Genomic DNA, 18,956 nt, shown 5'->3' with positions numbered 1-18,956 from the left:
AGGTCGCCCTGCTGGAGGCCTGGTGGTCATCGAGCACGTCGCGATCTGGACGTCCCGGCTGGAGGCGCTGACCGCCTTCTACGCCCGCTTCCTCGGGGCGCGGGCCGGCCCGCCCTACCGCTCGGTCTCGCGCCCGTTCGAGTCCTGCTTCCTCTCCTTCCCGTCCGGCGCCCGGCTCGAGCTCATGCGCCTGCCCGACCTCGCTCCGGCGGCGGGCCCGGCGCCGCGCGTCGGCCTGGCGCACCTGGCCTTCACGGTGGGGAGCCCGGCAGACGTGGACCGGCTCACCGAGGAGCTGGGCGCGGCCGGCTTCGTGGTGGAGGGCCGCCCGCGCCGCACCGGCGACGGCTACTACGAGAGCGTGGTCCTCGACCCCGACGGCAACCGGGTGGAGCTGGTGGCTGGGGCCTGATGCTTCCCGTGCCCCTTGGCTCGCTGCAACTTCGTCCGCTGATCGGCCCGCTTCCGCAACGCATGCCACAGGTCGTGGTCGGCCTGGAGCCCCATCCAGAGTTCCGGCGAGGTCGAGCGCACGAGGCGTCGCGGCGGAGGTCCCAGCGGCGCGCCACCGGTGCGGCCCCACGGCCGTTGGGCTCCTTGCCGCCGCCGGGCCGACGACGAGCACCGGCCGCCGAGGGCGAGCGGGGCCTTGAGCGACGGGCGCCCTTGGCGGCTCCCGTCCGGCAGCGCCCGGTGCGCCGCAGTGGCCGACCCGTTGGAGGCCACCCGGATCGGAAGCGCCGGCCCGGCCGCAGCGTGCCACCATGGGGCCTGGGCCCGGCGGCCCGTCGACCGCCCCGACCGTCCCCGTGCGCCGCGAAGGGAGGCGAGCCATGGGACCGCTCCCACAGGACGAGACGTCGCGCGCCGCGGCGCCGCCCCGGAGAGGGGCCAGCCGCCGGGCCGTGTCGAACCTGCTCCGGATGGGCCACTGCGCGCCGTCGGTGGCGAGGTCGCTGGCCGACCTGGGCAACGGCGACGACGCCTGGCTGGTGCGGCTCGCCGCCGGGCTCCCCGGTGGGATCGGCAACACCAGGGGCGAGTGCGGCGGCGTCACCGGCGCGCTCCTCGTGCTGGGGCTGCGAGCCGGCGGCCACCAGGCGGAGGCGCTCCCGGTGTTCGTCGAGCAGGGCCAGGCCCTCTGCCGCCGGTTCGAGGCCTGCCACGGGTCGCTCGCCTGCCGCGACATCCTGGGTGATCGGCGCCTCCCCCTGCCCTGCGTCGGCGTCGTCCGGCGCGCCCCGGCGCTGCTGGCCGACGCGCTGGCCGCGGATGCCGCGGCCGAGCTCGCGCCCGGCGCCCGGGCGGCGCAGCGGCGCCTCCTCGCCCACCTCGCCGAGGTGCGCTTCCACTGCGCGCACGCGGTGCTCCGCGCCATGGCGGGCTGGTTCCCGGTGACGCCCGCGCTGCTCGACGCCACCGCCGGCTTCGTGGGCGGCACCGCCGGCCTGGGCCTGACCTGCAGCGCGCTGACCGCCGGCGTCATGGGGCTCGGGCTGGCCGCCGGGGAGATCGAGGACAGCCGCGCTCGCGTGGCGCGGATGCTCGCCGTCATGGCGCTCGGCGGCGACGCCCTGCGCGACGACCTGAACGCCTTCAACCCGAGCGTCCACCGGGGCCACCGGCTCGCCCGCTGGTTCGAGCGCGAGCTCGGCAGCACCCGGTGCCGCGAGCTCACCGGCCTCGACCTCTCCCGGGAGGCCGACGTGGAGCGCTTCGTCGAGGGCGGCCAGGCGGCGCGCTGCGCCCGGATCGCCGAGCGGGTGACCGAGCGGGCCGGGGCGATGCTGCGGCCGCTGCGGCGCCACCCACCCCACCAGCCTCGGAGGGAGCCATGAGAGTGCTGACCGTCTACGCCCACCCGGATCCCAAGTCGTTCAACCACGCGGTGCTGGAGGCCTTCACCCGGGGGCTGGTCGAGGCCGGCCACCAGAGCGAGGTGGTCGACCTGTACGCCATCGGCTTCGACCCCGTGTCGCGGCTGCGGGACCAGCCGAGCTGGCTGCCGGACGCCAACGCGCCGGACATGGTGGAGAAGGTGGTGCGGGAGCGGGTGCGGCCCCCGGACGCCGGGCCGCTTCGGCGGCTCGTCACCTGGGCGCTGTTCCGTGACCGGAGCGCCCTGGAGGTGGTGGAGCTGCTCCGGCGCCGGGTCCCCCGCGACGTGCGCGAGCAGCAGGAGAAGGTGGCGCGGGCCGACGCGCTGGCCTTCATCGCGCCCGTCTGGTTCGTCGGCTTCCCCGCCATCCTGAAGGGCTGGATCGAGCGGGTCTTCACGCTCGGCTTCGCCTTCTCGCTGACCTCGGCCGGTTGGCGCGGCGACATCGGCGGCCGCCGGCCGCTCCTCCGCCACCGCAAGGCGCTCGTCATCAGCACCACCTGCTTCGACGAGGCGGCCTACCGGAAGGGGCTGGGCGACGCCATGCGGCTCCTGATCGACGAGTTCTCGCTGCGCTTCCCGGGCATCCAGGAGGTCCAGCACGAGTACTTCCACTCGGTGGTCATGGCCGACGAGGCGACGCGGCGGGGCTACCTCGAGCGCGCCCACCAGCTCGGGCTGGAGTTCGAGGCCCGGCCGCTGGCGGCCAGCGGCTGAGCGGCGACCGCGTCTCTGACGCCTTGCAGCCGGAAGCGGAGGTGACGCCCAGGCCGGAGGCATCGGTACGCCTGAACAGGAAGGACCGGGGCGCCTGCACGCCTCAGCGTCGGCGCTGGGATACCCACTGCTCGACGGCCCGCCACGCAAAGTAGAAGGAGAAGGTCGCGAGCACCACCTGACCCAGTCCAAGGCCGCGGAAGCTGTTCGCGTTCGGGTGGAAGGCCCGCCAGAGAGACCAGGCACCGAACGCGCCGAAGAACGCAGCGACCAGGAGTCGCGGGATCCTGCTTGGTACGTCCCAGCCTCCTCCTCCCATGAGGATGTCATAGGTGTCGTCGAGCTCAGCGGTGGGCGCTGGCCGGGCTCCCCTTCGTGGCGCAGCAACTTCACTTCCGAGGCGACGGTGCCGTCCGTAGCGCAGCAGGCCGCCCGCACGCAGGAAACGCCGGATGGCCGCAAGCTCACCCTTGTCGAACCAGGCTCCATGCGGCCGGCACACATCGATCACGACACCAGAGACCTTGGCGAAGTTCGTACGGCTCATCACGTCGCGGCAGGTCGGGCAGACCCGGTACCGCACCCGCTCCTCCTGGGCCGATGGACGCCGATCGACGACTGGGCCTCGCGCCTGCACGATGGCGGCCTCCTCGCCGGGAGGGCGCTCCTCCAGTTGGCAGATCTGCTGGAAAGCCTCTGGGGCCAGCCACACGCCCCTGCACCGCCCGCAGCGGTGCGCCAGGACCGCGCCGGAGGTCACGATCTCAAGCTCGGTCCGGCAGTCCGGACAAGCGAGGGCTCCGTCAGGTGCCACTGGACTACCTTGGCCCATGGATCGTCGGTTCGGCTGGGCCACCGTCCAGCGCCGCCGGGTAGGTGAACATCCAGACCTTCTCGATGTCCTGCCGGGCTTCCTTGCCGTCGCCATAGGCGACGGTCGAGCGGGTCTTGACGGCAAGCCGGTAGGGCACCAGCGTCGAGGGGTCGGTCACCAGCACGACCTCGCGGCTGAAGTCAGCCTTGCGAATCACCTCGCCCAGCGGGCGCGTCGCGTTGTCCTTGAAGAAGCGATCCAGGGCTTCGGCGTAGCCGGCCGGGTCCACCTCGGAGTCGGCGTGAAGCTCGATGCAGCGGGCCTGGACCCGGCCCGGGCACGGCAGCCAGCGCTCCACGCGGAGGTTCTGCCGACCCTTCACCGGCACGCCGGGCACGAGTGGCACCTCCAGTTCCCCCGGCACCGCGATGTCCTTGCCTACCGGCATGGGCGGTCCGGGCCAGGCGCTCACCAGCATGGCCCACGTCTCCCGGGCGTCGGCCTCGTTCGCCGCCAAGGACAGCTCCTCGACGCGCTGGCGCTTCTCAGGCGGGATCTTGGCGAAGCCGGGCAGCTTCCAGGAGGCCGCCATCAAGCGGTCCGTGTTGACGACGCCCGCGAACTCCCCCTTCGCGGTCAGCACCCAGTCGAACTCGGCAGCGATCTTCAAGAGATCGGAGGCGGCGGCCCACTCCCCGTCGAACTCCGGCGAGATGCTGGCCTCTCGGCAGGAGAGCAGCATCCCCTTCGGATGGGGCTGGAGGCCCAGCCGGCACCGCGTAGTCATCTCGACGTGGGGCTGGCCCGTCCCGTCAGCGACCTGCCGCACCTCCAGGATGGCCCGGAGTCCCTTCGGCCAGGCAAAGGTCAGGCTGACCTGACCCGGTGCCTCGCCGCCGTGGGCCATGCCAGGCACCGCGCCCAGGGCGAGGGCGACTGCGAGTGCGGTCGATCTCATGGTGTGAGCCTACTCAATCGGGTGCACATCCCCCAGCGCAAACGCCAGGGAGAGGCGCTGCCCGCAGGTCGCTGGGCCGCGATTCCTGATCGGGACCTGCCGCGCTAGACTTTGCGTATGGGATCCTTCTTCGAGGTGCTTCTGGAGGGGCTCTCCCTGGTCGTCATGGATGTCATCTGCGGCGTGTTCTGGGCCGCCTTCACGTCCGCCTACCCGTCCAAGAACGACTCCAACAGGAAGCTGGCCGGACTGAGCTGGGCGGCGGCCGTGGTGGTTGGCGGCGCGGCCGGGCTCGGCAGCCTGTCCGTCGCGCCGGCCCGCCTCTCCCACGGCCCCGCTCTGGTGGCGCTCACCTGGATCGCGTTCCCGCTCGCCGGCGGGCTCGCGCTGAAGGCGACGACTCGCCTCCAGCGGGTCGAGCTGCGTGCGCCGGGGATCGCCTTCCTGGGCGGCGTCCTCTTCGCGCTGGCCTACCTGACCATGCGCATGGCCGCCTCAGGGTAGGCCGGTCTCACTCGACGCGCCGTCGACCCCACCGTCACCGTTCGCGCTGGCCGGTCACCACGAACCCGTGGCTCCCAGCCCATGGCCACGGTCCGCCCCAGCGCCCTCTGGGCAGCGAGGCGCGCTGAGCGGGTGAACGTCTCACCCCCGCCGCGCCACGAAGAACTCGTACGCGTAGGTGTGTCCCCACCTCCGGTGGAGCTCCGGCTCCAGCGCCAGCCGGTCGAGGATCGCCTGGGCCTCCGCGTCGCCGGCGTACCGGCCCCGCAGCTCCTGGAGGCGGCGCTCCATCGGCGCGTAGAAGTCCTCCCACCAGGCCTCGTCCGGCAGGGTGAAGTGGCCCACCAGCGTCAGGCCGCTCCGCTCGATGGCGGCCAGCACGTCCGGCACCCGGCCCATGGCCGGGTAGTCGAAGTCGAAGCTCGCCTTCACCTGCGGCGGCGGCGCCTCGACCCGCCAGACGGCGTCGGTGAAGGCGACGACACCCCCGGGGCGCAGGAGGCCCCGGCAGGCGGGCAGCGCGACGTCGAGGCCGGCGTTGTAGAGCGCCCCCTCCGACCAGACCAAGTCGAAGGCCTGCGGCGGGAGCGGGGGGCGCGCCAGGTCACCAACCACCGCGGCGACGCGCCCGTCGAGCCCCCGGGCGGCGGCCGCGGCGCGGAGCCGCTCGACGGCGGCGGGGAGGCTGTCCACCGCGGCGACGGTGCCGCCGGTGAGCTCGGCGAGCAGGAGCGTCTGCCCGCCCACCCCGCAGCCGAGATCGGCCACCGCCGGCGCCGGGGGCAGGTCCCCGCACAGCGCCAAGGCCCGCTCCGCCGAGGCCCGGTTCCCCGGTCCCTGGCGCGGCAGGGCGAGGTAGAGGTCGAAGAAGACCTGCCAGAAGCGGGCGCTCGGCTCGGCCATGGGGCGCCCGCCTTCCGAGCGGGCGCCGGCGAGTCTACCGGATGAGCGGTGCGGGGGCGGTGAGGACCAGCTGAACGGGTCGGTACGCGGCAGTCCTGTGCGTGGCGTCCGTGGTGACTCAAGGCCCGGCGGCCTGCTGCACCAGACCGGCGACCCCCGCGACGTTCTTCATGAGGTCTTCGCTCAGTCCATGGCGCCGCTGCAGCCAGGCGGGGCCGTTGTAGCTCAGCCACACCTGGCCCTTCTCGTCTTCCCAGGCGAGGACCTTGAGCGGCAGGTCGAGCGCCACCGAAGGCGAGGCGATCATGAGGGGCGTGCCGGCCTTCGGGTTGCCGAAGATGAGCAGTGCGGTCGGGCGCATGGTGAGGCCGACCTTGGCCGCCTCGGCGCTGTGCTCGACGCGGGCGAACACCGAGATCCCCTTGGCCTTCAGGATGGACTCGAGCCGGTCCAGGCTCGGCCCCACCCCGTGCTTGCTCGGCACGTCGGTGATCCCCTGGTCGGCCGGGCGCTCCCCGGCCGACGCCGGTGAGGCGGTCATCAGGGTGAGGCCTGCGGCGAGGGCCACGAAGCTGCGTCGGAACATGGTCGGCTCCTCCTGGTTGGGTCGCAGGGCACAGACATTCTCGGCGGAGCAACATGGCGCGCCGGCCCAATCGGGTCCCTCGTGCCGGATCTCTGGGAAGCCCCGGGCCAGGCCCAGGACCTCCAGGCCGGCGGAGCACTACCTTCGCTGCTGGCCGTAATGCCCGGGACCGCGTGGTCCTACCAGCATGCCCACCCAGCGAGCCCGCTTCCGCCGCGCCGTCCGCCGTACCACCTCCTCCCTCGGAGAGCTCATCGCGGCAGTCCACGACGGCCTCCGGGGAACGCCGGCGCTCCGCGCCTGGCAGACCACCCTGATCCTGGCGTCGCCCGTGGTGGCCAACCGCCTGTCGCGCTCCATCCGGTCCACCTCGTAGCCGGTCGCCAGGTGGCACGCGCCGCGTTGGTGCTCGCTGGGCAGCTACGCGCCTTCGACGGCCGTGGAGTGCCCCCCGGCCAGGCAGGCTAGGGACGGTAGCTTCCGCTCGCCCCAACCGGAGGCACCCTCGCGGGCGGGGTGATGGCCGAACTGCCCGTGGCGCCCTCACACCTCCTGCGCTCAGGGTTCCAAACGCCGCCAAGGTCTAGGCAGTCGTCAACCAAGAGGAATTGCCACAGAGCGATGGCGCTCAGCAGCGCCAAGGCCAGGAGTATCGCAAACCGGGCTCTTCGGCTCATGGCTCCTAAAGCGAAGGCTTCCTGCGCGACATCTCCCCGACCACCACACGGAAGGGATGACGCCTGTCACCCCAAGGAGGATCCACCCACCCGTTCAGATGAACAAGTAGAACCTCCACTCGCCCCTCCACCTCGCTGGCCTCCGTGCGCGCCTTGGCTGGAAACGACTCCGCTACCTGGACCAGTCATTCTTGAGCGCCGAAGGGCAAGCCTTGTCGCAACCCCGGCAACGCCGGCGACGCCCGGGTACGAGAGCCAGGCTACGAAGCTGGCAGCGATCGTCGCCTTGAACGTTAGGCCGCCTTGGTCCACGTCGGCCACGACCAGACAAGGCAGCCACATCCCTTCGTGGATCTGGATTGCGTCGACTTCGCTCGCGTTGGTGAGGAAGACGTCGATCTGCTCCACCGTCAGGCGGAAGTCCTGGCAGAAGTCCGGTCGGCGGTCGCCCGGCCCGTCACGTTCGACGGCCTGGGTGATGTTGGCAACCGCGAGTTCATCGCTGGGCTGATCGTGGCCGCCGCCATTCCCTGGAGCGGCGCAGGCTGCGCTGCCCACCACGACCGACAGGAGGATGCAGGTACGCCAGCGGGCCATGCCGACCTGGTCACGGCTCACCTCATCTCCAGCACCATCCAGATGATCCCGATGGAGAGCCCAGCGTAGCTGGCTCCGTTGACGATCCAGGACGCCCTGGCCGGCGAGACCGGGCTGTCGAATCCCCGATCCTGCCAACGGCGCTGGAGGGACTTCGACTCCACTCGGACCGACAGGAAGAAGGTGACCACGAACCAGGTGACCACGCCATACGGGAGGGCGAGCGCGATCCACCTGGAGTCGACGACCATGCCCGTGAACCCCATGATGAGTTCGGAGGCCGGTCCGGCGGCGGGAGATCCCGCCCAGCGAAGTAGGCCCTCGACTGCCCCCGCCAAGGCGAGGCCGCCCACCGTAGTGGCAATCGGCAAGAGGATGCCCACCAGCAGGTAGGACCGGAGGTTGGCAACCAGCACATCGATCGCCGCCTCACCCCACCGCAGCGGCGTGATCAGTCGCTTCAGGACCAGCACCTCGATCGCGAGAATCCAGGCCTGAGCGACCAAGAAGAGCACCGGGCCGGCGAGGATGAAGATCGGGCCGCCGCCGTCCGCGAGGGCGATGGAGGGCAGGAACGCCATGACCGCCCCAGCCGCCAGCAAGCGACGCCGACCGGACCCGAGATCGGGGACAGCAACTGGGAGTGCGGTCATGCCCATGGTGAGAGCCTACACGGCGGGTCAACCATGCCCCAGCGCAAACCAACCCAGCAGCCCGGGTGCCAACTCGCTCCGCTGGGCGTTGGTCACCGTGGAGCCGTGGCGGGCGTTTCAGACCGTCACGGCCGCTCCCCCGACCCCAGGACCGATCAGGGGATCCAAGTGCCTCGCAGTATTCACCTTGAGCGGCGGCGGCGACCTGGGCGGCGTTGCTGAGCGGCACCCGGAAAGAAAGAACCCCGGACAACCAGGTGGTTGTCCGGGGCAAACTGGAGCGGGAAAACGGATTTGAAGTGTAGTGACGGTGGGTAGACAACCTCAAGCAGGACGCGCTGTTGCCCTTCAACCCGCCGTCAGCCTGCTCGTTTCCCGTTCCGTCTCCTTCCGCCTCGTCCCGGCCCGTTCCGGCCCCTGGTGCAGGGTCGGGGCACATGTGGGGCACAGGCATTCCCTCATGCCCTTCCGCTGGAGATGGTGACCTCTGAGCTCGGAATCGGGACACAGGTGCACCCATGGCACGTTCCATTCCCGCGGCACGTGTGGCCGCGAGAACCGCGACCGGCGCCGGCCTGGAGCCCGAGCGGCTGCTCACGGTGAAGCAAGTTGCCGAGCAACTGGAGGTCTGCCGGGCGATGGTGCACCGGCTCTGCGCCGAGGGGCGACTGCCGCATGCGCGGCTGACAAATTCGATCCGTATGAGACCAAGCGATCTGGATGCCCACTGTCGTGATTCATCGGACTTCCGATGCCTCACTCCATAGCCGGCTTATCTCAATCTGCTGAGCTGGGTCCCGGTGGAACCGCTGAATGATAGCATTCGCGTCGCGCATGATACCGACACGAGCTCGTCCAGATCCCGTATCTCTAGAAGAAATGAATTTCCACTCAAGACGTCCGTTACGCTCCAAGATGTCGCGAATGGCCGGCCAAAGAGGGTCCGCAAAGACTGGTGTCTTCTGCCCATCGTCCTCAAGATAGCCAGTCCGGCGCCATCGAATAGCCAGCCGTAGCAGCAAGTCCTGGCCCGCACTAAGGCGACCATCATCCGCAGTGGCAACGTGGGCTGCCAAGACCTCCCGAATACTCCTTGGATCGCGACTCTCCCGTGCCGCGCGCGGCGCAGACTGGTTCTCAAGGAGTCGAACGGTGGCGCCGTCAATAAGCGAGTTTGGGACCTTTGTATCGGCAGAGATCCTTAGGCGACCGAGATCGCAATTCTCAAGAGTAGCCAGTCGAGCATCGCAATCGCAGAGGTCCAGCGAGGCCAAGCCGCAGCGCCTGAACACCAGATGCCCGAGTCGAGTATCTGCGAAACTTACGTTGCCAGCAGACAAGTCTTCGAAAACGACAGCCTCTTCCTCCCGGATGCGGCGGGCGAGAGCAAAGGCGAGCGCGCAGGCATTCTGGCCAAGTGCGTCTCCAGGCCCAGCTTCCCGAGCAATGGAGAGAACTCGCCCGATCGACTCTGCGGATACTTCAGTTCCGCGGTGGTCAAGTAGCAGACACACTGAGTCAGCAAGATCGAGAGAGAAGGTTCCGAAGCCTAACGCTTCTCGGATCGCACCTTGTCCCGGGGACGCGAGCAAGGAAAGGACTCGTCGGGACACGAAGTGGTCGCGAACGACCTCGTGAGGGAATCCCCTCCGTCGAGCGCCCCGGCCTACCTCCATGAACGCAACGGCTTCTGCGCGATGCACCAGGGCCTTGCGACGGTCCGGCGACACGCCAGCGCCTTCAAGAATCAAGTCGAGGAAGAAACTGATTGAGTCGACATCAAGTGAGTCGGACTCTTGGCGTCGCATCTCGATCGCGACTTCCTCAAAGAATGCATGGAGCGCCTCACCCTCTGCACTCGACCACGTCGAGCCAAACACAAGAGGCAACTCGCGTTCCACAAACTCCTCAATTGCGACGGTCAACGGAGACCGGAACTCTATGGCGCCCGCGGCCGCCACCTTCGCCGCGATCCGCTCGGCAAAGAAGGGGCGTCCGCGGAGCCCCTCAGGCAATGCCATACACAGGGCACTGACCTCCTCCCTGAGTGGCTCGCTCACCCCACGCAAAGTAACAAGGGCGCGGATCGCAGCCTCGTCAAGAGGTAGCAGCTCAAGAAAGGAAAAGTCGATGTTGGACGCGCCCGGAATCGTCTCCCTACGCGCCCGCTCCACGAAGTCCTGCTCTGAGAAGAAGGCGTCACGGGCAGAGAGAACAACAAGCCCTCCCCTTCCAATCTGCCCCAGTAGGTGACCGACACTTTCCCATGCGTCTCGGTAGCCATCCGAATTCACAAGCTCATCGAACCCATCAATCACAAGCTCGACCAAGCCAGAGCGAACCAAGGGCGGTATCTCGTGATTGATTATGGGCGCTCGAAGGTCGCCCAGAGTTGCAGCAATCACGTCATTCAACAAGGACAGGCGACGGCCTCGACTTGACACGAGCAAAGCAAGCCGATCACCGCTGCGCCTGAGGAAGGCCTGGGCACGTGCATTCACGAGTGCCTGAACCAAGCTTGTCTTGCCCATACCAGCGGGACCAGAAAGGATCACTACCCTTGTAGCGCCATTGGCCTTTGGGGCAAGGGAGGAGATCGCCTCGAGTCCATCCTCATGACGGACTCCGTCCAACTGCACTGGCCTTGCGACTAGGTGCGTGGTGTCGAAGACACGGGCCTGTGTCTGCGCAAGCGCCTCAAGGCCCGCCATTCGCTTCGAGGCCAGGAACTGCTTGATGGTGGCACTTGGCAAACCATCGGCAACAACTTGGCCTGATGCCTTGTCGATGAATCCAGCAAACTGGATTCCTGACCGAAGCATCTTGAAGCCAAATGTGTCACCTAGGTCGCGCAACTCAAAGGGGGTAGCGGGATCCGCGAACGGAGCCAGTAACGTCGTGATCTCGTCGTTCGTCATGTCATCCCTCGCCTTCTGACTGGAGCTTCAGCAGGAGTCTGTCCATCCACGGCATATGCCTAAGAGCTTCGCGGCGGCGAACAAGTCGCGCTTTGACGCCCCAATGATTGGCCAGCGCCACTGGTGGGTAGAAATCATCGTCTTCGGCCATGACGAAGATTAGGGCTTGAGCGCTCGGGGCCAAGTTGCGCCTAGCCCAGTGGAGAAGGTCAGCCGAAAGGGCTGTGTCCACCATCTTTTGCTCGTCGGCGTCTTGGTCCTCTCGACGTCGAACGGTTCCGAACAATTTCGAACTTTCGGAATCATAGGATTCGCTGCCAAAGAGCATCTGACAGGCGAGAGTCACCCGGGACACGTGGAGCCCACCAAATAGTCGACGGGTGCGATCTACTGCGACAGCGAGCGCACGAAAGTCATCAGTGGGCGTCGTGCCGCGGTGCCACCCGTGGTAAACGCGCACTTCGCAGTTGAATCGGCGCACCATTGGGAAATTCGCGTGCGCCGTTGCGGCAAGTGCTTCGAAGATGGCTTCGAGTCTCTCTTCGGCGCGTGCTCGACCGGTTGCTAGACGCGACTGCCGCGTGCGCTCGCTGATCCATGCGAATCGGCGACTGGTGTCCCAGTCGATCAGGGCTAGAAGGGGAACAGGCGAGTCTGCCATCAATTCGACCAGATGTTCTGGAGCGTTGCAGTAGGTCCGGTCAGCCATTTGGCTGGCGAGGCTTCTTCGAGGTAACTGCCGATGACTTGGCAACCCGGCACTCAAACGCCTCTAGGAGCGACGTAGAAGGTGCCACGGCGCCCGGCCACGGCGCAACTTGGTCACAAAAGGTGGTCACCTTTGGGCCTGTCGAGAGCCAGCGTCAGGCCGTAAGACGCAGTGTAGGGCTCTGCAGACCAGCAGCAACTCTCTTCCTGGTCCACGTGGACCTTGCACACCTGTCCCGGCCTTTACTCCCCTGGTCCGCGCGGACCAACCCCCGAAATCTGGGAAATGGGCCTCGTGGTCCACGTGGACCAGAACGGGGGTTTTGAGCCTTCTGGTCCACGTGGACCAGAACGATGAAATCGGCGTGCTGGTCCGCGCGGACCAGCACGTTGTTTTCGTGGTGTGGGGTGTCCTCTGGGGTGTCCTGCGGCGAGGACAGGATTGGGAACGACCCGGATGACAGGGTTGAGCACGGGGCTCGGCTCCCAACCGCTCGAATCGAGAGGCTCCTTCGCACGGCCCGCCCTCCGCCATCGGCGCGAGGTGAGGGGTGACAACTGCCCGACCCCTCTCCCCCTGAGACTTGGGGAAAGGGGTCGGGCAGTTGTCACCATGGGAGAGATGGCGGAGAGCGGGAGGAGATCGGAGGTCAAGGAAGAACCGCATGATGACAAACCCAATTGGGTTGAGTCTGATTCAATTTCTAAAAGGTGATGATGAGAGAGAAGAAACGAGCGCGGTGGAGGCGGATTTCGAAGGAGCGGGGCACGTGGGACGGGTTGGCGAAGTTCGGCGAGGAGCGGCGCAGAGAGGGAGCAGTCCGTTTGGGTCGTTGCATCGTTGCGCGGTGGAGCGAGTCGGATGGCATGTCGGAAGGTCGCGCGTTCGGGCCAGTCTCTCGTGGCCATCAACTCGGCTTGCGGATTCGTAGTCCAGCCACCCCGTAAACCAGCACGCCCTGTTCGATGAGGTCTTGGATGGCCTGCTTGATGCGCGGCATGCCGTCTTGCGTCCGGCGCAGCCCAAGGGCCTGACGGACCTCGGTCGCGACATCGTCCTCGCGCATCACGCCCACCAGCTCGACGACCTGCCGGGCGGCTTCGGCAAGTTCCTCGATGGCCACCTGTTCCGGCCCTTGGTCCATCCCCGACCTGCACCTCAGGCCGATCGGGTTCCTGGTGGAGTACAGGAACCCATCCTTTCGCTTCACTGCTCCAGACCGCACGGCCCCCTCGATGGCAGCCTCGGCTGCCGACACCAGCCGAGCGCCGCGGCGCTCATGGTTCCAGAACCCGATCAGTCGACTCAGTAGCTCCTCGTGCTGGATAGGGCCCTCGGCCGCAACGATCTGTGCAGCCTCCTGGGCGACTTGCGCTGAGCTGGCCTCAAGAATCGAGGTCCGATACAGGCGGGACGCCGTTGCCACTCGATAGGGCGGAACCTGGAGACGAGCCCGTTCGAGTTCTTCAACCTCCAGCGCCGCCACGGGCTCCGCCGCCATTGGCACCTCAGGGACCTCCAGCTCCTCCACGACCTTACTAGAAGCCATCGAGATCGCCGGCTTCGCCGCGTCTTCCTTGAGCTGCTCTGCAAGGTCATCGAGCGTCCGCTTCAAGCGCTCCACGGTCCGGGCGCGATCTCGGAACCAGTCGGTGGACCAGACCCGCAGGATGGTCCAGCCGCGCTGCTCAAGGACGTACTGACGAAGCCGATCCCGGTCCCTGGCGCAGGGAGCGGCATGGTAGGAGGCCCCATCGCACTCGAGGCCCACGAGGTAAACACCGGGCCGGTCGCGGTGACGCACGCCGATGTCGATGCGGTACGCCCCGACCCCGACCTGGCGATCCACCAGGAAGCCCATGTCCTCCAGGGCTTCCCCAACCTCGTGCTCGAACGGGCTCTCGGCATCCGCCGCCGTGCCGGTTGTGGTGGCCATCATCTTGCCGGTCTCGGCGAAGCGCAGGAAGTCGGCGAGCAGGGCTGGGCCCTGGGTCACGACCGAGGAAGGATTGATGTCCGAAGCCCGCAACGAGCTGAAGACCCGCATCTGCTTTCGCGCCCGGCTCACCAGGACGTTGAGACGCCGCCAGCCGTTCTCACGGTTGAGCGGCCCGAAGTTGTAGCGGAGCTTCCCGTCCGGCTGCTTCCCGTAGGTGATGCTCAGGAAGATGACGTCTCGTTCGTCGCCCTGGATGTTCTCCAGGTTCTTCACGAAGAACGGCTCGGACCTGGCGCGATCGAAGAACTCCTCCAGCGAAGGATCCGCCCGACGAATTCGCTCGAGCTCATCCCACACGGCCATCTGCTGTCGCTGGCTGAACGTACCCACGCCGAGCGTGAGGTCAGGCGACTTCCGGAAATGCTCGACGACCGCCATGGCGATTCGCCTCGCCTCCACCGGATTCTGGCCCGCGCCGACGTATTGGCCGCCCTCTACGAATTCGAAGTGGACGCCGCGGTCCGGCGAGTCGGTGGCGGCGCTCGGGAACACGACCAGACGGTTCCCGTAGAACTTCTCGTTCGAGAACTGGATGAGCGACTCGTGCGCGCTTCGGTAGTGCCACTCGAGGTGGGCCTGGTGGAGGCCGACGCCCTGGAACTCCTCGAGCACGCTCTCGGTCTCCTCGAGCACCGGCTCGCCGTCGTCATCGACCAAGACGGCGCTGGCGCCGCCTTGGATGGAAAAGAAGTTCGTGGGCGGGAGTTGCTTCGGGTCGCCCACTACGATCAGGCTTTTGCCGCGAGAGATGGCGGCGACAGCGTCCTCGGTCGGAAGCTGGCTTGCCTCGTCGAAGACCACGAGGTCGAAGTCCACCTTGGGCGAGAGGAACTGGGAGACGCTCAGCGGGCTCATGAGGTAGCAGGGCTTGAGGGCCATCACCGCATCCCGGGCCTCACGAAGAATGACCCGGAGCGGCCTGTGGCGCTTCTGCTTCGCCAGCTCCTTGGACAGGAAGGACCTGTGAGCCGAGGAACTGGCCGCGTACCGACGCTGGCCAGTCTCGCGAAGGCGCGAGACCAGCTCGCCCCGCTTCTCGGTCAGGAGCTGGCTGTCGAGCTTCTGGAATTGTCGCCGACGTTCCTCATGGGTCTCCACGGAGAAGTCCGCGAGCGCTGGGATGGACGGCAGGACCTTGTCGAGCCAGGCCCCGTAGAGGGCACGGCGGAATGCTGCCCCCGCTTGCTCAGCCTGGATCTCCCCGTGGTAGGCCGCCTCAGCGATGGCCACGGCGGGGGTGTTGGCCAGGCCGCTCACAGCGCGCACGTAGGCCGACCAGGCCGAGCCCTTGCCGAGGTCACGGGAAACCTCGGAGAGGCGAGCCTCAATCTGGCTGATCGTCGCCTTGGCCAGGTAGTCGCTGGGCCAGACCAGCAGTTGGTGGAGCCGTGCCAATGCCTCGGCGAGCTTGACCGCGGTCTTGGCCAGCGCTTCTGGTGCACCCTCGGGCTGTCCCCCCTGCTCAGCGAGCAGGTACCCCACCTCGCCAAGTTGCCCGTGGCGGGCGGCGAGGGCGTGGAACTTGCTCAGCCAGGCAAGCCGCCGCTCGAGGTCATTCCAGTCCGAGCTGGCTCCGCGCCAGGCGTCTCCGAACCAGCCCACGGCCTGTGGATGGGCCGCGAGCGCCTCGCTCCTTCGCGTCCAGGCCGGCACGGCCTTCAACTCGGAGATCTGCTCCAGGAGAGGCAGCGCTTCGGCGCCACGTCGCATGGCCTTCAAGCGACGCCGAACGCCGCGGTAGCGGGGCGCCAGGATGGCCAGGAAGGCAAGGGCTGACCCGAGCTTCTGCTCGACATAGGCGAGGTCATCAGCCGGCACGGACGCCAGGAGTTCCCGTCGATACCTCTCCTTGAGGCGCGAACTCAGGTCCGACACCTGCCGCCCCTCTTCGATGAGTGCGGTCACCTCGGGCGGAGGCGTGCTCCAGCGAACGTCGCGCAGGAGAGCCGAGGGAATCCCAGGTGCCATGCAGAGGTGCAACGCCATCTCAACGACCTCGGCAACATCGTCGACCGTCTTTGGCTCGCGGACGCCGTAGCGTTGATGCACCACGCGCGCCTGAGCGGCGAACTCGGTGGCCAACTCTCGGGCGTCGGCCAGGACCTTTCCGATTCGCTCAGCGATCGGTTCTGAGAAGGCGGTGATGCGCGAGTCACGCCAGCCGCATTCCCTTATGGGCGACACGGCCCTCCCTTGAACCTCGACCTGCCGAGTCTTCTCGTTCAAGTCGGCCAGCTGCTCTGGGGAGAGAGCGGTCGGGTCAGCTGGGTAGGTGAACTTCGGCGCCTTCCGGACCCTTTCGAACTCCCCTACGGCTTCAAAGGGAGTGCAGCTGAGCGTGGTCTGCCTTGCGTGAACATCGCGAGCGTAGGCGTTGAGGTGGCCTCGCGCCCTTGTCAGCTCGGCCACGCTCTTGACGGTGCCCTTCGTGGCGTCGCCGCTTCGATCGAGCGCTGTACGAAGCGACTCGATGACATCGCCCTTGCGCGCCTTCGTGGAGTGGAGCTCGAGGCAGAACTCGCCGAGCTTGGCTTCGACGAGGCGACGATGAACGACCTCCAGCGCGGCCATCTTCTCGCTGACAAACAGCACCCTCTTGCCGACGCCGATGGCATCCGCAATGAGGTTCGTGATGGTCTGGCTCTTTCCCGTCCCTGGGGGCCCGTGGATGACCAGGTCGTGCCCGGCAGCCACCGCGGCGATCGCCCTGAGCTGTGACGAGTCCGCATCGACGACCTGGTTCGTGATCTCAGGTGGATAGTTGGCGTCGAGGTCCAGGTCCCGGATCTCGGGAGGGAGGCCAGTGGAAGGTTCTCCCTCCTTCAGCACCACCCTTCTCACCAGGTGGTGCTGGGCAAACGCTTCCTGGTTCAGTTCGATGTCCTTGAAGATGACCAGTTTCTGGAAGGTGAATGGAGCGAGGACGATCCCCTCGGTCACCTTCCAGCCCTTCAGATCCTTCACCCGTTCGGCGACGGCCGAGAAGAAGGGACCCAGGTCCACCGAAGTGGCGTCGTCCGCAGGCTCGGGGATGGTCGGGAACGAACCGATCTGGTGGATCCGGCGCAAGTATTCGACGAGCGATGGGTTCACCATCGGCTCATCTTCGGCGAGAAGGAGGCGGAATCCTGACTTGGCTGTCGCCCGCTCGAGCGTGACAGGAACCAGGACGAGCGGTGCACGCACCTCCTTGTCAGCCGTCGGCGATTCCCGGTAGTGGAGGAAGCCGAGACCCAGGAACACCGTGTTGACGCCCTGCTCCTCGATGGCCGTCCGTTGCAGGTCTGCGATCCGGCGGAGGCTCAGGTCGAGACTCTCGGGGGTCGCTTGGCATTGGAGCACTGTGTCCAGGTGACGCTCGGCCATGTCCTCGCGCGCATACGGTGTGAACGCCTGGGCGGCGACGTCAGGTTCACCAGGCTCTGGCGCAGGGGCCTCGGCCGGTGCGGTTCCCAAGGGGAGCCCGATCTGCTCGCCCGGGGACACTTCGGGGGCAGGCTCGACGGGCTCCTGCCTCGACGGGAGCACGGCCGAGAAGGTCAGGGGCCGTTCCTCGCCAATGAGTAGCCGGTACACCTCGGCGGGCTTCTCATCGACGATGGTGAGCGTCGAGACCTTGGTCGGCTTGTAGTTCAGAGCCCGGTTTCGACCGGTGAGATCCAGCAAACGGCCGCGCCAAGTCGAGAAGGCCCCCTCGAGGAGCTTCCGCTGGCGCAGTTGCTGTTCCTTGGCGACGTCCGCCGGCGGCAGCGGCGGCGGAAGCGTCGCTTCGGGTGGTTCGCTCGGCATGCGGCGTCCCCTGAACCCCTGACCGTAGCAACTCAACTGAGGATTCTAGCATGGCAACCGACACGTTCGACCCAGTGGCGAGTAGCGACCAGCGCCCTATAGATCGGGCAGTTGCGTCTTCGCGTGCAACATCAGGCCCCTAACCTTCGCCTCGCTGGCACGGGCCAGGTGGTCAGGAATGCGCCCAGTGAAGACAACCTTGCTCCGCCGACGAGGACGACGCATGCTCGCTGTGCGAGAGCGCGAGCCGACGCGGTGAACTCCGAGTTGGTTACCACCCAGGCCTCATCGGCCCCGTAGTAGGCGAGCGCAGCGATCACCTCTTGGACTGCTCGGTTCCCGACGGAACCTCGGTAGCGTTTGGCTTGAACGACAAGCCGGCGACCATCCTTCTCGGCAAGGACATCCGCGCCCTGATCCCCGCTGGCAGGAGTTCCCCTTACGTTCGAGAAGCCGTGCTCGCTGAGAGTTCGCGCGATGAAGGTCTCAAACTCCACCCCGGTCATCTCCTCCAAGTATGAAGCTGGCTCTGCTCGATCGCGAACCTCCTCGTGAAACCGCAGGAAGTCATTGACGAGCAACTTCCGCGCTTGCCATAGGACAAGGCCCGCGAGGGAGTTGTCGCGGATGACGGCTCTGTCGATGAGCAGTTGCCGTAGTTCCTCGTCCAGGCTCGTGTCGAGCACTACGGCGACTGAGTCGCTTGGGATGCCCTCGCGCTGAGCGAGCTTTTCAATCAAGCGCCGCAGTTCGGTGTCGAGAGCCTTCCAGTTCTCATCGCCGTACTCATCGAGAGTCGAGACGTTTCGCTCAGCAATCTCGAGGAAGGTGCGAACGAGAGGCTCGTGTCTCTTCAGGAGTTCTCTTGCCTGCGGCGTCATGCCTGAGGCGCGAGGTGAACTCAGGCGAAGCCGCATGAGCGGTCCGAGTTCCTGCGCGACACTCTGCAATCCCGGGGGGATGGAGCTGGAGTCTTCGAACGCGATGGGGGTGCCGCTCTGAAGCGCCAACTCCTTGACGCAATCCCAGAAGATCGTCCCTTGGGACAGGAGGAACCGATTGAACGTCACGGCAGCCCGAAGGTGCCTGATGATGATTGCGTCTTGGCTGGCGACGCCCATGGCCGATTCTCCCAGTGGCCCCAGATCTGTCAAGGCAAGTTCAACTTCGGCAAGCCGCCGCGGCGGCCACCTGGTGAAGCTACCCGTTGGACGGACGTGCGCCTTCCTGCTGGGATTGGGTGTCCAAATCGC

General features: G+C 67.1%; 16 protein-coding genes. 7 read left to right on the top strand and 9 right to left on the bottom strand.

All coding sequences use genetic code 11. The features are described 5' to 3' along the window. Nucleotides 1–22 precede the first annotated feature (22 nt). The 3 genes from IPO09_17605 (at nt 23) to IPO09_17595 (ending at nt 2,596) form a co-directional block, all read left to right on the top strand. Nucleotides 23–412, top strand: coding sequence for a VOC family protein (locus IPO09_17605; protein ID MBK9519125.1), 390 nt, complete (start codon nt 23–25; stop codon nt 410–412). A 493-nt stretch (nt 413–905) separates the two neighbouring features. Further along, nucleotides 906–1,838 (top strand): C_GCAxxG_C_C family protein, encoded by a 933-nt coding sequence (locus IPO09_17600; protein MBK9519124.1) that lies wholly within the window; start codon nt 906–908, stop codon nt 1,836–1,838. Further along, nucleotides 1,835–2,596: an NAD(P)H-dependent oxidoreductase gene (locus IPO09_17595; GenBank protein ID MBK9519123.1), complete on the top strand. Its 762-nt coding sequence runs from the start codon at nt 1,835–1,837 to the stop codon at nt 2,594–2,596. Before IPO09_17600 ends, IPO09_17595 begins: the two co-directional genes overlap by 4 nt. 103 nt (nt 2,597–2,699) lie before the next feature. On the opposite strand, the gene IPO09_17590 is transcribed toward IPO09_17595, so the two are convergent. Together IPO09_17590 and IPO09_17585 are read right to left on the bottom strand one after the other, a co-directional pair. After that, nucleotides 2,700–3,356 (bottom strand): zf-TFIIB domain-containing protein, encoded by a 657-nt coding sequence (locus IPO09_17590; protein MBK9519122.1) that lies wholly within the window; start codon nt 3,354–3,356, stop codon nt 2,700–2,702. 58 nt (nt 3,357–3,414) lie between these two features. Continuing rightward, nucleotides 3,415–4,368 (bottom strand): hypothetical protein, encoded by a 954-nt coding sequence (locus IPO09_17585; protein ID MBK9519121.1) that lies wholly within the window; start codon nt 4,366–4,368, stop codon nt 3,415–3,417. Nucleotides 4,369–4,485: 117 nt separating this feature from the next. Between IPO09_17585 and IPO09_17580 the strand changes: the two genes are divergently transcribed. After that, a complete protein-coding gene (locus IPO09_17580) occupies nt 4,486–4,872 on the top strand; it encodes a hypothetical protein (GenBank protein ID MBK9519120.1) in 387 nt (128 codons plus the stop codon). A 141-nt stretch (nt 4,873–5,013) separates the two neighbouring features. On the opposite strand, the gene IPO09_17575 is transcribed toward IPO09_17580, so the two are convergent. Both IPO09_17575 and IPO09_17570 read right to left on the bottom strand, forming a co-directional pair. Then, entirely contained in the window at nt 5,014–5,775 is a 762-nt protein-coding gene (locus tag IPO09_17575) for a class I SAM-dependent methyltransferase (GenBank protein ID MBK9519119.1), read from the bottom strand. Between the two features lie 118 nt (nt 5,776–5,893). Beyond that, nucleotides 5,894–6,316 carry a DUF302 domain-containing protein gene (locus IPO09_17570; protein MBK9519118.1) on the bottom strand — a complete coding sequence of 141 codons (423 nt, stop codon included), beginning with the start codon at nt 6,314–6,316 and terminating at the stop codon, nt 5,894–5,896. 232 nt (nt 6,317–6,548) lie between these two features. Between IPO09_17570 and IPO09_17565 the strand changes: the two genes are divergently transcribed. Continuing rightward, on the top strand, nt 6,549–6,737 hold the full coding sequence (locus IPO09_17565; GenBank protein MBK9519117.1) for a hypothetical protein: 189 nt from the start codon (nt 6,549–6,551) through the stop codon (nt 6,735–6,737). A gap of 604 nt (nt 6,738–7,341) precedes the next feature. Then, a complete protein-coding gene (locus IPO09_17560; protein ID MBK9519116.1) occupies nt 7,342–7,704 on the top strand; it encodes a hypothetical protein in 363 nt (120 codons plus the stop codon). On the opposite strand, the gene IPO09_17555 is transcribed toward IPO09_17560, so the two are convergent. Beyond that, nucleotides 7,653–8,216 (bottom strand): hypothetical protein, encoded by a 564-nt coding sequence (locus IPO09_17555; protein ID MBK9519115.1) that lies wholly within the window; start codon nt 8,214–8,216, stop codon nt 7,653–7,655. The two genes, IPO09_17560 and IPO09_17555, sit on opposite strands and share 52 nt — an antisense overlap. Before the next feature lie 590 nt (nt 8,217–8,806). Between IPO09_17555 and IPO09_17550 the strand changes: the two genes are divergently transcribed. After that, nucleotides 8,807–9,055 carry a helix-turn-helix domain-containing protein gene (locus tag IPO09_17550; GenBank protein ID MBK9519114.1) on the top strand — a complete coding sequence of 83 codons (249 nt, stop codon included), beginning with the start codon at nt 8,807–8,809 and terminating at the stop codon, nt 9,053–9,055. Here IPO09_17550 and IPO09_17545 read toward each other — a convergent pair. The 4 genes from IPO09_17545 to IPO09_17530 form a co-directional block, all read right to left on the bottom strand. Continuing rightward, entirely contained in the window at nt 9,026–11,206 is a 2,181-nt protein-coding gene (locus IPO09_17545) for an NACHT domain-containing protein (GenBank protein ID MBK9519113.1), read from the bottom strand. The genes IPO09_17550 and IPO09_17545 overlap by 30 nt on opposite strands. 1 nt (nt 11,207) lies before the next feature. Beyond that, the gene (locus IPO09_17540) at nt 11,208–11,915 is read right to left on the bottom strand and encodes a hypothetical protein (protein ID MBK9519112.1); all 708 of its coding nucleotides are present in this window, start codon (nt 11,913–11,915) and stop codon (nt 11,208–11,210) included. A gap of 907 nt (nt 11,916–12,822) precedes the next feature. Then, a complete protein-coding gene (locus IPO09_17535) occupies nt 12,823–17,703 on the bottom strand; it encodes a DUF3320 domain-containing protein (GenBank protein MBK9519111.1) in 4,881 nt (1,626 codons plus the stop codon). A gap of 131 nt (nt 17,704–17,834) precedes the next feature. Next, nucleotides 17,835–18,824, bottom strand: a complete 990-nt coding sequence (locus IPO09_17530; protein MBK9519110.1) for a restriction endonuclease — start codon at nt 18,822–18,824, stop codon at nt 17,835–17,837. Nucleotides 18,825–18,956 lie beyond the last annotated feature (132 nt).

The organism is Anaeromyxobacter sp. (assembly GCA_016718565.1).
GTDB lineage: Bacteria > Myxococcota > Myxococcia > Myxococcales > Anaeromyxobacteraceae > JADKCZ01.
This window is presented reverse-complemented; position numbering and strand designations above follow the sequence as displayed.